Annotated in this window: 11 protein-coding genes and 1 pseudogene; 7 read left to right on the top strand and 5 right to left on the bottom strand. The window is 49.0% G+C overall.

The features are described 5' to 3' along the window. The 3 genes from RWJ43_RS01400 to RWJ43_RS01410 form a co-directional block, all read left to right on the top strand. Positions 1-1,534: sulfatase-like hydrolase/transferase (locus RWJ43_RS01400; RefSeq protein WP_314006919.1), on the top strand; the 1,534-nt coding region annotated here is incomplete at its 5' end. After that, complete coding sequence (locus RWJ43_RS06695; RefSeq protein ID WP_396427218.1) at positions 1,527-1,946, top strand: hypothetical protein; 420 nt, start codon at positions 1,527-1,529, stop codon at positions 1,944-1,946. The genes RWJ43_RS01400 and RWJ43_RS06695, both read left to right, overlap by 8 nt. Positions 1,947-1,951: 5 nt before the next feature. Further along, positions 1,952-2,587, top strand: a complete 636-nt coding sequence (locus RWJ43_RS01410; protein ID WP_314006921.1) for a hypothetical protein — start codon at positions 1,952-1,954, stop codon at positions 2,585-2,587. A gap of 353 nt (positions 2,588-2,940) precedes the next feature. On the opposite strand, the gene RWJ43_RS01415 is transcribed toward RWJ43_RS01410, so the two are convergent. Both RWJ43_RS01415 and RWJ43_RS01420 read right to left on the bottom strand, forming a co-directional pair. After that, entirely contained in the window at positions 2,941-3,771 is an 831-nt protein-coding gene (locus RWJ43_RS01415) for an HAAS signaling domain-containing protein (protein WP_314006923.1), read from the bottom strand. After that, positions 3,768-4,082: pseudogene (locus RWJ43_RS01420) on the bottom strand (PadR family transcriptional regulator). Before RWJ43_RS01420 ends, RWJ43_RS01415 begins: the two are co-directional and overlap by 4 nt. 247 nt (positions 4,083-4,329) lie before the next feature. Here RWJ43_RS01420 and RWJ43_RS01425 point away from each other — a divergent pair. Next, a complete protein-coding gene (locus RWJ43_RS01425) occupies positions 4,330-4,527 on the top strand; it encodes a hypothetical protein (protein ID WP_314006927.1) in 198 nt (65 codons plus the stop codon). Positions 4,528-4,673: 146 nt separating this feature from the next. Here RWJ43_RS01425 and RWJ43_RS01430 read toward each other — a convergent pair whose 3' ends face one another. Further along, a complete protein-coding gene (locus RWJ43_RS01430; RefSeq protein ID WP_314006928.1) occupies positions 4,674-6,377 on the bottom strand; it encodes a hypothetical protein in 1,704 nt (567 codons plus the stop codon). A 145-nt stretch (positions 6,378-6,522) separates the two neighbouring features. Between RWJ43_RS01430 and RWJ43_RS01435 the strand changes: the two genes are divergently transcribed. Continuing rightward, positions 6,523-7,926 carry a glycerophosphodiester phosphodiesterase gene (locus tag RWJ43_RS01435; RefSeq protein WP_314006930.1) on the top strand — a complete coding sequence of 468 codons (1,404 nt, stop codon included), beginning with the start codon at positions 6,523-6,525 and terminating at the stop codon, positions 7,924-7,926. A 202-nt stretch (positions 7,927-8,128) separates the two neighbouring features. After that, positions 8,129-10,024 carry a heavy metal translocating P-type ATPase gene (locus RWJ43_RS01440; RefSeq protein ID WP_314006932.1) on the top strand — a complete coding sequence of 632 codons (1,896 nt, stop codon included), beginning with the start codon at positions 8,129-8,131 and terminating at the stop codon, positions 10,022-10,024. 101 nt (positions 10,025-10,125) lie between these two features. Here RWJ43_RS01440 and RWJ43_RS01445 read toward each other — a convergent pair whose 3' ends face one another. Both RWJ43_RS01445 and yfbR read right to left on the bottom strand, forming a co-directional pair. Further along, the gene (locus RWJ43_RS01445; protein ID WP_314006934.1) at positions 10,126-10,953 is read right to left on the bottom strand and encodes a methyltransferase; all 828 of its coding nucleotides are present in this window, start codon (positions 10,951-10,953) and stop codon (positions 10,126-10,128) included. Positions 10,954-10,990: 37 nt separating this feature from the next. Further along, complete coding sequence (yfbR, locus tag RWJ43_RS01450) at positions 10,991-11,608, bottom strand: 5'-deoxynucleotidase (RefSeq protein ID WP_314006936.1); 618 nt, start codon at positions 11,606-11,608, stop codon at positions 10,991-10,993. Positions 11,609-11,888: 280 nt separating this feature from the next. Between yfbR and RWJ43_RS01455 the strand changes: the two genes are divergently transcribed. After that, positions 11,889-13,136, top strand: a complete 1,248-nt coding sequence (locus RWJ43_RS01455) for an amidohydrolase family protein (protein WP_081933327.1) — start codon at positions 11,889-11,891, stop codon at positions 13,134-13,136. The last annotated feature ends 116 nt before the right edge of the window (positions 13,137-13,252 follow it).

The following is a 13,252-nucleotide window of genomic DNA, read 5'->3' on the forward strand; positions in this document are numbered from 1 at the left end:
TGCCATTGCGTTTGTGGGGGCCATCGGTGTGGCGTCGTACGTTCAGGCTGTATTCTTGAACGGTGGTATGCCACTTGCTGATGGTCATGAGGTTATTTGGTCCAACTTCACAACTCAAATGATTGTCTCCGGCCTCATTTGGCTGGCAATCATTGCAGCTGCAGTGACCTTCTCGCTCCTAAAAGCACGTCAGCTCCGAACGGGCCTTTTGGTAACCGCAACCGCTCTTATCATTGTCCAGACAGTGGGCGTTGCAAGTCTGTGGGGACCAGCAATTGCAGCGTCGATAGATGCTCATGCCGAACACCAGCAGGTTATCGCAACGCGCGAGGGCCTCTACAGCGTTTCCTCCAAGAAGAACGTCGTGGTGTTTGTCCTGGACACTACCGATACTGCCTTTGTCCAGAAGCTTTACGATGAGTATCCAGAGACATTTGCGCCTCTTACCGGCTTTACCTGGTACAGAAATTCCGTAGGTTCCATGATTCCAACGCGCTACGGTGTTCCATCGCTGCTCTTTGGCTCTCGTCCTCAGCCTGGCGAGAATTTCAACGATTTTGTCTACAACTGGGCACAAAGTGATCAGTACCTCAAGGATATTCAGAATGCTGGATATCAAGCAGGTTTGTATACGGATCAGTTGAACTACTCTCACTACAGAGACACTGCGCAGAAGTATTCCATCAACTACCATGAGCCTCGTGGTCGTGGTATAGATAACCAGCTAGACGTGCTAGGTGCGCTGCGCATTCTCTACAAGACGGCATTCTGTAGGGACATGCCTTGGGTATTTAAACCTCGATTCTGGTATTACACCGAGGATCTCAATATGCGTATGCGCAGACCAGTCAATATGGACGAGGTTGATCTTTCTTCTCAGCCTTTCACCGAGGATGACCTCAAGTATTACCAGGAACTTCAACACTACGGCCTCTCGATTGACGACAGCGCTGGCCAGAAGGGCTCGTTCCGCTTTATCCACCTTTTTGGTTCACACCCACCTTATACGCTTGATCGTAACGTTGAGCCTACCAGCGATCCAAGCAAGCAAAACGTTGAAGAGCAGACTATTGGCGCGTATAGGATTGTTGCGCAGTATATTGCTGAGCTTAAACGTCTTGGTGTGTATGAAAACACGTCTTTTATTATTACCGCAGATCACGGTGACTGGTATTTGACTGATTCCGACATCCAACAGCCTTCCGCTCCAGTCATTATGTATAAACCAGCTGGTCAGACCCCTGAAGAGGCCGCGCAGCCTATGCAGATTTCTGACGCGCCTGTCTGGCACTACGACATCTTGGCGCAGACGCTGAAGGACATGGGCGTTGACCAGCAGACGCTTTCTAACTACACCACGCCGCTTGATGAGTCTTATGAGGGTGAGGTACGTCCTCGTTACTACATTGAGACCATTTCAAACGGCAAGCACGACATCTTTGTCAGGGAGTTTGTCATTAACGGCGACGCCAATGACATGAAGAACTGGAGTCTCACGGGCAACGAATGGCCTGTTGAACCATGGCATGACTAAGCTGGGTGCTTTGACGCGCCTGGCGAGAAACCTGGCGTGCCCACTGCCGTATTTCTTTAACTCCGATGGATCAATGGCTACCGGTTGGCTGGAGCGGGGAGGCTCTTGGTATTACTTAAGCTCAAGCGGAATAATGCAAACAGGATGGCTCAATAGTTCCGGTCATACCTTCTACCTTAACCAAGATGGTTCAATGCGTACTGGCTGGCTCTCTTACGGAGGCAGCAGCTACTATCTACGCTATGACAATAATCAGCCTGTTTCAGGAGGTCCTACCGGCTCTATGATTTACGCGCAAAAAGCTCGCATTGGTGGTGTTACCTACGAATTTAATGCAAGGGGTGAAGCGCATAAAGCACTACCAGGAAACATTGTTCCTAAAGCATATAAGCCACTAGTTGAGGCTGCGTGATGACTATGAACAAGAAACATAAATGGCTGCCTCTAAAGATTATCTCTATAGTTCTGTTTCTTATGGCCACTGTCTTCCTCTTGTGGAATGCATTTGCTACGCCCTACCCATGGGCAATTGACTCACTTCAGCAAAAAGCGGTAGAGCGGGCCACACAAGAAGCTATCAATACCGCCAGGCAAGAAGGAGACGGCGGAAAGCCTTACCTCAAAGACATCGACTATATGAAGCTCACGCTTGGCAGTTGCTATATAGGAGTAAAACCAGAAACCCGGAACAACCTTATTTGGGAGATTCGATATAGAGATAAACCTGTGGGATATGTCATGCAAGAGCTCGGAACTTTAAGGTTCTCCGCTCTTGCCGGCAATTACGAGTCCTTCAAACTCGTGGATTTGGAGGAAATTTCTCTTGACGACTACAAGGAAGTAAGAGACGGCTCTGTAGAACTTGGACCTTTTGAATGGAAACTTCCCTTCGGTTGGGTAACGGTTGATGGACACAAAGCGTACCGACAAATCAACGGCTACTTTTTTTCACATGGGCTAGCAATAGTTGATGACTACTATTATGAGTTCGATGAGAATGGATATCTCATAAAAGCGATAGGTCCGGCACTGGATTCAGAAACCGAAAATTAAGTGATCCCGCAACAGTTCTATATGTTGTTTACGATCATTCCGGAAATGTAACTGAACTCGCCGAAAAAAGAAGGAGGCCATCAATACTGCCCGTCAGGAAGGAGATGCGGGAAAGCCATACCTGAAAGACATCGACTATACAGAACTTACCCTTGGTGGTTGTTATGTAGGGACGAATTTTAATACATAAATTCCGTATGGAAAAATAATGCCAATTGCCAGTCAAGCTTGCGTGTTTGATGACAGCGGATATCTTGTAAGAGAAGGGCCGTTGGAGGATTCTCCATCAGTTTCGGATACGTAACGTAGGATCCGGATACCTGCGGGTATCTGTGTGGGTTGCGTCAATTGAGTTACATAAACGCAATAGTATGCGGACTCATATAAAGCGAGCAAGAAGAAATCTGTAGTGCAGGAAGCTCAGGTAAACCTGCAAGGTTGCATCCTGACCCCACATACGCAACAAGAATCAATACAAGGCCAATTGCGATAAAAATACCACCGAACAGCGAGAGCAGTCTTTTCGAATGTCCTTCTGACCATGACGTTGTATTTGTTCGCTCCGTGGAGGCTGTGGTCTTCTCGGCAGGAACTTGTGCAAAGAAATGAGCAATCCACTTTGCATAGTCTCGTGCGCTTTGCACGAGAGAATGCATTATGCGAGCTACTATCGGTATTACCAGTATGGAAACACCTCCTATGAGCAGAAACACACCGGCAGAAAGCGCGCCGGAAAGGAACATGTCGTGCAGAAATCCCACTACAAGTGCCGGGATGCTCATTACTCCGCAGAAAAGACCACAGGCAACTGCAAAGCATAATGAAATAACAAGTGCCCAAATTACAAAATAAATGCTCAATGCCGTAAGTGCGAGGGCAAACGTAAGGGGTATCCAGACAATAGCGCCTATGACGAGAAGTACGATAGTTATGGACATAAGTACCGAATCAGAGCGGATACGCTGAGTTGCGCGTAGAAACGCAGGCATACTCTCCAGTGCTGATTGAACCGCATCATCAATGCTTCCCATGGCTGCTACGGCTTTTTCCTCGGACATACCGTCTTCCATACGGTCGTGTATTGCCTCGTCGTAATAGGCAAGAGCATCATCAATGCTGTTTTTGGGAACATGCTTTTTCTTAAGGTTTGCGCGAAGTTCGGCAAGAAACTCATCCTTTTTCATGACGATGCTCCTTCTTTAATGTAGGAGAGTATGTCTGTAATGGAGGGCTCATCAGCGATAAATCGTGAGAGGTCTAAGTGTCACGCGTCAGTAATCAAATAATATTTGCGGAGACGACCGTTGTGCTCACGTGTGTATTCGGAAAGGAAATGTTGCTTAGCAAGACGTTTCAAAATGGGATAGAGCGTTGACTCGGAGAGCTCAAGCGATGCAGGGGCATCCCGGATGATTTGATACCCGTAGGAATCTTTGCGGGCTATGGCTGCGAGGACGCAGATATCAAGAAATCCACGCTTCAGCTGTGCATCCACAATACGTCTCCTTCAATATACTATGTGATACATAGTATATATTACTCAGGCATACTATGCAATACACAGTATGAAAAAATACAGTATGAACTTGCCATCTTTGTAGGTGTTGTAATATTTCTATAGTGCTATGTGTGTGAAAATAGTATGTATGAAAGACGGTCCGGTGGCGGACAAAGGAGACATGAGTTGAACTTCCGTGAAGACGATGCCGATACACAGAACAACACCGACGTGCAAAAAAGCAATGGACTCGCTTGATCACGATTTGCTGACAGGCGAGACGCTGGACGTTGGAGATAAAGTTACGCGTCGGCTCTCACAGGAGCAAGCCACCCTGCCTCATCCCGCTGTAAAATCGTCAGGCCCCATACAGAGCAAGCAAGAAATCGCAGCAGAAGCGGTTAAGAAAATGAACTGCGTCCCAAAACTTGGACGAATTTAATAAAGAGCTAGGCCTCCAAGGACTGATTCTAAACTGCCTCCCATTTCTTATGTCCAAGAAATGGGAGGTAGTTCATATGCGGGTGGCTTTTTTGGTGACTAGTTATAGGAGCGGCTCTGTGAAGAGAGCTTGCCTGCGACCTGGGATTACTGTGGCAAAATCCAGCTAGGAAGGCCGTCAGAGAAGATACGTGCAAGTGGATACGCTTCTTCAATGGTTAGCGCTGCAACAACGCGATAAGGACCTTCTGCTGAGACGTCAAATACCAGCGCAAGGGGTTTCTCGCCATCGGTGGTGGGAAGTGCAAGGTAGACGCAGTGCTTGGACGGATTGTAGAGCTCAACAGCCATACGCCATCCGCGCTTTGCTGCTCGCAGGGCGTTTTGCACCAGAGGTGAGTTGTCATTAAATCCGCACTCGGGATCAAAGAGCAGAGGCGCGGCACCTGGAACGGGAAGCGAGAAGTCAGCGTCAGTGTGCATGAGCTGCTGCTCGTTCTTTCTGTAGACGTACGCTGCGGAAAGGCAAGCTTGCGCTGCCTGCAACGAGGGCGCGTCGCTCAGATAGGTGGTGCTAAGCGCATTCCAATCGGAGACAGGAGCCTCGTTCATGACCACGTCAACAGGGTTTATGGGCAGCTGCTTTTCTGCGGCGGGCAGTTTCTCCCATGAAGCGATACCAGACTTAGGCAGACCGCGAAGCACGTCAACTGCCTGATTCTGCAGCTCATCTGCAGAAACGCTGAGCTTCAAGAGCGTCCAGGGACGCAGAGCACCGCGCTTAGACTTACGAATGGTAGCGGTAATAACCTCGTCTGTCTGCGGTTTCTTGTAACGCGTGTTGAATGTGAACGTGCCGCCCTTGGAAATGAGCGAGCGAGAAGACTCGGCAAGTTTGAAGTCTTCTTCCAGCTGTTTGAGGACATTGGCATCAACGGGAGCCATCTGATACAAAATGCCGAGAAGCTCGTTGTTGACGTGGAGTTCTTCTTCAAAATCGGCAGGGTATGTTGGGGCAGGGGCAGGAGCTTCATTCTGATTGATTGCCGGCGCAGAAACTGGAGACTCAGAAGTTGTAGCGGCCGAGGCAGAACTTGTTGTGTTTAGCGCTTGCTGCAACACAGAAGGAGCTGCTTCAAGCGTTTTCTCTTCATCGGAACCGTCATAGGGATTGTAGGTAACGGTAAGCGAGATAGTTGGCTCGGGAACTATAGGTTCAGAAGTTACAGGCTCAGGCATTTCTTGCTCTGGAGCTGGTGATTCGGTTTCAGTGGCCTCTGGAGCTAGCGTTTCGGCTTCAGCAGGTTCTGCGGCTGCCTCATTGGCAGTCTCTTGCTTGGGCTCTTCTGCAGCTGTTTCTGCAGATGGCACGTCTGCGACAGTTGTCTCCGCAACAGACAGCTCCTCGGACTCCTCCGCGACGGCTGACTCCTCTGACTCCTCCGTGACCGGTAGCTCTTCTGGTTCCGGTTCTACCTCAGGTTCCGCTTCAACTACCAGGTGTTTTGGCTTGAGTGCGCGAATGGACTTTGCCCCACGGCGGCGTTTCCAGGGTTTGCCGTTGTTTTGCGCCTCGACGTTTTTCTCGCCAGCTACAAGGGCAGCCTCAAAGGTGTCAAAAGTTAAAAGCGTTGCGTAGACGTAACCCTTTTTGAAGGCCGTGATCTTAATGAAGTCAGGACAAGCCTCCATGAGCGAGCGGATGTCGTCAAAGCCAAAATCTTGTGACGCAAGACCGTCCTCTAGAAGGACATCCTCAACGGTAGAGAGGGGAGTCTGCTTAGAGACGCCAATGGTTGCTTTGAGTAGTTTATACAGGTAGAGAGCGTGTTCTTGTTTTATAACAGCCATGATGCTCCTGAGATAGTAGTTAGTGGACTACATACTACTCGATTTTGAACAGACAAAGATACTGATTACGCACAGAAAGTCGCAATACGTAGCGAAAAAGCGAGAACTGGACTGATAGAATAAAGCTAGATTGAAGGGAGCTTACATGATTGGTCGTTTTATTAAGAGAGCTGCAGTTAGAGCTGCAGGTTTAGCAATTACTCAGTATGCCGCAAAGGCAGCACTTCAATCCGAGGCTGGAAGAAAGCTGCTTGCTACAACGGCTTCTAAGGCTGCTAACTTAGCAGGTAATATCGCAAAAGAGCAGCTTACAGCTGGGTTTAATGCTCATATTAGGCCAGCACTGCCAAACGGCGATGCTATTCAGTCATCAGTCGCTCGTGCTCAGTCTGCGCTTCGTTCGGCTCAGACTTCAGTTTTGGCTGCTCAGGCCCAGCTTCAGTCTAATCTAGAGAATCGTTTTTCTCGCCCAAAGAACAAGCTTTCAAAGCAACTTGCAAGCACTGCAGAGTCGCTTGAAGAGATGGGGGAGACCCTGGCCGAGCACCAGGATGCTGCCGCAGATATCGCAGTTGCAGATGTTGTTGAGAAAATTGCTGCTCAAGATGGACAGGATTCTGACGCTTTGTTAGCCTCTACCAAAAAACGCAAGACGCTCAGAAACGTTGCAATTGCTGGTGGCGTTGTGGCTGGTGCTGCTCTTGGTTTGGCTGCATACGGCGCTTATTCCATTGCTCCTCGCAAGCAAAAAGATCGCCTACTTCTGGAGCGCTGGCACGAGATTGCTCGTCATCGCTATGCTCACCGTGGTCTCTACAACAACGAGGCAGGCATTCCAGAGAACTCTCTGCTTGCTTTCCGTGCAGCTGTCGAGAAGGGCTTTGGCTCCGAGGTTGATGTTCACCTGACCGCAGACAATAAGCTGGTTGTTGTTCACGATTCAGCACTTGATCGCCTCTGTGGTGTACAGAAGATTGTTGAGGAGTCCACGCTGGAGGAGCTTCGTGGTCTTAGACTTCTTGCTACCGACGAGCAGATTCCAACGTTTGAGGAAGTCCTTGAGGTCTATGCATGGAGTGGTTCCGGTGAGCTACCTGCACCTTTGATTATTGAGGCTAAGACGCGCAACAATAACGCTGAGCAGCTGACAGAAAAGATTATGCAGGCTCTTGATCTTCGTCCCGTTCGTGCATGCATCGAGAGCTTTGACCCTCGCGTTTTGCAGTGGCTGCGTCAGAACCGTCCTGAGATGCTTCGCGGCCAGCTCTCAGAGAATTTCCTGGTTGACCGTCAGACTAAGCACATGAACATTGCTACACGAGCTGGCGCTACAGCTCTCTTTGGTAATTCTGTTGGTCGTCCAGACTTCATTTCATACAAGTTTGAAGATCGCAAGAACCCCTTTGTTAAGCTGGCTTGCAATACCATGGGCGCACACCTGATTACCTGGACCGTTAGGAGCGAGGAGGACATGATTGCCTCCGAGCTTGAAGGTGCACCTATCATCTTTGAGGGATTTATTCCAACTCCCGCGTCGCTGATCAACTAGCTTTCCAATCGGTGAGAAGAACGTTTGGCGAGAAGAACGTTTGGCTTAAACTACGGCCAAATTTATAGGTTTATCTGGGACTCCACGGGTTTCTCGCCCGCGGAGTTTCTTGTGAAAAGTTCCTTAAGATTGTTGTATGAATATATGTACATATATCAATTTAAGGAGTAGACTAGGCATAACAACAACCCAAGGAGGAGCTATGAGCTCAAAGACAAAGGTGAAAATTGCTCGCATTGTCTGTTCTGCTGTTTTGCTAGGTATTGCTTACGCGGTTGAACACGCATTTGACCTGCAGCTCTGGCAGGCACTGCTGCTTTACTTGTTGCCTTACGCTGTTGCGGGATACGATGTTGTTCTAGAAGCATGGGAGAGCATCACTGAGGGTGAGTGCTTTAACGAAGACTTGCTCATGACCATTGCTACTGTTGGTGCCTTGCTCATTGGCTTTGTGCCTAACGGTTCTCCTATGTTTGATGAGGCCGTCTTTGTCATGCTGTTCTTCCAGGTAGGAGAAGTGTTTGAACACCTTGCTTCCGATAACAGCAAGAAATCTATTGCCAAGCTTATGGATATCCGTCCTGACAGCGCAACGGTTGAACGTGACGGACAGCTGCTTACTATCTCTCCAGAAGAAGTTGGGCTAGGAGAGATTATTGTGGTCAAACCCGGCGACCGTGTCCCTGTTGACGCAGAGATCGTCGAGGGTTCTACCAGTCTTGATACCGTTGCTCTTACTGGTGAGAGCGTGCCTCGTGACGCAACGGTGGGAGACAATATTATCTCAGGCTGTGTAAACCTTTCTGGTGTGGTACGCGCCCGCGTTACTCACCTCTTTGAAGACTCTACTGCTTCCCGCATCATTAAGCTGGTAGAGAGCTCAAACCAAAACAAGTCCAAGAGCGAGAGGTTTATTCGTCGTTTTTCTCGCGTGTATACTCCAGCAGTTGTTTACAGTGCCATTGCGCTGGCGTTTTTGCCACCACTGCTTTCGGGGGACTTTGTAGCTAACGCTTCTACCTGGGCTGTAAGGGCGCTTACCTTCCTTATTGCATCTTGTCCGTGTGCGCTGGTAGTTTCCGTGCCACTGGCCTTCTTTGGCGGTATTGGTGCTGCTTCGAAGGAGGGCATCCTAATCAAGGGCTCTGCGTACATTGATATGCTTTCTACCCTTGATACCGTTGCCTTTGACAAGACCGGTACGCTGACTGAGGGTGTTTTTGAGGTTCTGGCTGTTCATCCTCAGGCCATTGGCGAGAAGGACCTTCTGCACCTAGCTTCTCACGTTGAGATGCACTCCACGCACCCCATTGCTGCAGCTCTTCGTGCTGCTTATCCAAGCGAGGACGATGACTGTGTTATCACGGACATCAAAGAAATTGCTGGTCAGGGCATTTGCGCTAACGTGAATGGTAAGAGCGTTGCTGTTGGCAACAGCGCACTTATGGAGAGCGTAGGAGCTTCTTGGAAAGCGTGCGAGAACCACGGAACCATCATTCACGTGGCTGTTGATGGGACCTACATGGGCCACATTGTTATTTCTGACCGCGAACGAGCTGATGCTCCAGCAGCAATCGCTTCCCTCAAAAACGTTGGCGTTTCTAAGGTTGTTATGCTCACGGGCGATAAACGCGACGTTGCAGAAGAGATTGCAGCTAAGATGGGTATCACCGAGGTTCGCTCTGAGCTGCTTCCACAGGATAAGGTAGCTGCGGTCGAAGGCCTTCTCGCCCAAAAGACAGCTGGTAAGTCCCTTGCTTTTGTCGGTGACGGCATCAATGATGCACCCGTTCTTGCACGCGCTGATGTAGGCGTTGCTATGGGCGTTTTGGGGTCTGATGCTGCTATTGAGGCCGCCGACGTAGTTCTTATGGACGACAAGCTTTCTAAGCTCTCAAAGGCCGTAAAGATTGCTCGTCATACCTTGGGTATTGCAAAGCAAAATATTGTGTTTGCTATTGGAGTTAAGGTTGCTGTTTTGATTCTTGCAGCCTTTGGTTTGGCTCCCATGTGGCTAGCGGTCTTTGGAGACATAGGCGTTATGGTGCTTGCGGTTCTTAATTCCACTAGAGCTTTGAATATAAAGTCGATCAAGTAAAAGAGTCAGGGCTGCTGGCCTAAAAAAGAGCGCTCGCAAAGGAGCGCTCCTACAAAGGTTGTTTTCACAAACGGCTGTTTCTACACATAGCCAATTACAAATTACTGAGCCTTCTTACGAAGTCTACGAGCACGGTTTGCAAGATTGCGGACCGTGCTTTCCATTCCATGAGGAACGTAGGTTAGTGACTCTAAATCTTCTGGAAGGTAGTCAACAAGACTGACAGGCTCTGTGGGTGTGAAATCTGCTGGCACAGGACCTGGAGCAATCAGATACGCGTGAACCTTAGCACCCTGGGCACCAAGTTTTTGCTCATACTCGCTAGGAACGTCATTTGGAAAATCAGCCTGAGCATCACGCGTTTTCCAAATAAAGTTGTAACCAGCAACTTCAACTTGCTCAAGAGAAAAATCAAAAAGTGGCTGACTGTCCGTTTTAAGACGAACAACACCCTCTTTAGCCAAAACATTTCTATACTGCATAAGACGCTCAGCATCGGTGAGGCGCATCTTTGCCTGCCTGATTCGAGGAAATGGAGCAGGGAAGTTGAGATAGATTACAGAGACCTCTTCTGGCGAGAAGTACTCATCAATCTTCATACCAGTACCAGGAACTACGATGGCGTTAGGCACTCCTGCTTCATAAATTGTTTTTGCAGCGTATGAAATGCAGATAGGCTCTGTATCAATGGCTACAAAAAGCACGTTAGGATTTGCCTTAGCTTGAGCGGCAGTAAAAGATCCCTTGCCGCAGCCAAGGTCTACACGGACCTCAGAGAAGGGAACATGCCCCTCAGCAGTAATTGGCGCACACGCAGAAGCCCACGTACCTCTCAAAGCCTCTGGATGAGGTTCAATGACGCTGGAATACGCCTCTAAGCGCTCTTCCAGAACAAAGTTTTTAGGCAAACGTGCATGTAGTGCGCGCAAAGTAACTCCTCAACAAGTGGGTAAAATCAGCGTTTCTTTACAGAAGCTGATCAAGCGTTTCTCCGTACGAAGGTAGGAATTCTGTCATAAAATCGCGCACTTCTGGAAGAGAATCTGCTAAATCTTCAACAACTCCACGAGTTGAGGCTTCAGCGGTAATAAATTCTGAGTTTCCAGACTGAGCCTCCTCAATACACTTAATAAGTGCTGCAATCTTATCTGCAGCTTTAATAAGCTTTCTAAGATAAGCTTCACTCTCTGAAGCCTCAGTGCTGTGAGTAAGCACCTGAGCATAGGCATCTTGCAGGTCTTCTGGCAGTGTGGAGAGAATGGTTTTCTCGGCACGTGCCTCTACCTGATGATAGGCATCTCTAATCTCTGAATTAGCATACTTTACAGGCGTGGGCATGTCTCCGGTGATAATCTCTGATGCATCGTGATATATACCAATAAGAGCTGCACGATCTGCGTCAAGATTTCTGTGATAGCGCACATTTGCAATAGTTGCTAGGCAGTGAGAAATAACGGCCACGTCAAGGGCGTGTTCAGCAAGGCTTTCTGATCGAGAATTGCGCATAAGCGACCAGCGCTCAATGTAGCGCATGCGAGATATAAGTGCAAAAAAGCTGGACTGCGACGAAGAATTCTGAGACATTGCCCCTCCTTAATTTGTTTTCTCAACCTTACCACGGATACCGGACAAAAACTGTTTTGACACAACTATGCAATGTAGTCATAGCAAATATGAAGTAATCAAATACTTTAGATGTTTATATGAAATTATTGATATCTGAACATCCATTCATGGGTATTTTTGCCCCGCTTACCGGCAACCTTGGCTAACTTATTCTCATGAAGTTAGCCAAAGCTTACTATTCAAATAAACCTCGTCCGTTTAAAAGAAGTGAGCGGACAGTCAAGGAAGGATGGGAAACATGAGTAAGTATGCTTTTGTAGGCGGCAAGCTCGTTGACGGTACTGGCGCTGCACCAGTTGAGGACTCCCTTGTCCTTATCGATGACGACAAGATTACCTATGCTGGTCCTCGTAAAGAGGTCCCAGAGGGATATGAGGTACGTGACGCATCTGGCCATACCGTAATGCCTGGTCTTGTTGATACACACCTGCACTTCTCCGGCAACCTGACTGACAACGATAACGACTGGGTTATCGAGTCCGTTGCTCAGAAGCAGGCATGCGCAGTCAAGCAGGCTTATGACGCTCTTACCCACGGCCTCACCACTGTCGTTGAGATTGGCCGCAATGGTATTGCTATCCGCGACCTCGTGAACATGGGCATTATGCAGGGTCCTCGTATCTTTGCTACCGGCCTTGGCCTTTGCCGCGTTGCTGGTCACGGTGACTCTCACCACCTGCCACTGCAGATTTCCAAGGATGGACACCCTTGGGGCGACCAGGTAGACGGTCCATGGGAGCTTCGTAAGGCAATTCGCCGTCGTCTTCGTGAAGAGCCTGACGGCATCAAGATCTGGGCAACCGGTGGCGGCATTTGGCGTTGGGACTCCGACCGTCTGCAGCTCTTCTGCACCGAGGAGATCAAGGCAATTGCTGACGAGTGCGCACTGGTAGGCATTCCTCTGTACGCTCACTCCTACAATAACTTTGACGCTGCATATGACTGCGTCCGCTTTGGTTGCAAGCAGCTCATTCACGGCTTTGAGCTTGACGAGCGCACCATGAAGCTTATGGCTGAGCAGGGAACATACTTCACCCCAACCATCGGCTTCCTGCCAACTTGGTACGGAACTTATCCACCAGACTGGACTCCAGAGCTTGACGCATTCCCAGGCGAGACTGTTGTCGAGAAGGGCCTTGCACGCACCTATGCTAACCTGCGTAAGGCTTATGATATGGGCATCACCATTACCATCGGCTCCGATTCCTTCAGCTTTGTCACTCCTTACGGCTATGTCACCATCGATGAGATGTATGACTTTGTCGAGAAGGTTGGCATCTCCATCCTTGATACTGTTGCAGCTGCTACTTACAACGGCGCAAAGATGCTTGGCAAGGAGAACGAGTTTGGTGCTGTCAAGGAAGGCCTCTCTGCTGATATCCTCGTAGTCAAGGGCGACGTTGCTAACAACATCCGCGACCTCACGCCTGAGAACATGGACGTCATCATGAAGGAAGGCAAGATTATTGATCGCGGTAGCTTCTAAGCTTCCGGCTCGATAATTTGTAACGCGAAGGTTGGGCCCTGACTCACTTAAGCGTCAGGGCCCACTTTTACCGGTAAGAAGTTTATTCTTTGATATAAAAGTTTGACATTTGATAG

The sequence above is a fragment of the Lancefieldella parvula genome (assembly GCF_963530955.1).
Lineage (GTDB): Bacteria > Actinomycetota > Coriobacteriia > Coriobacteriales > Atopobiaceae > Lancefieldella > Lancefieldella parvula_A.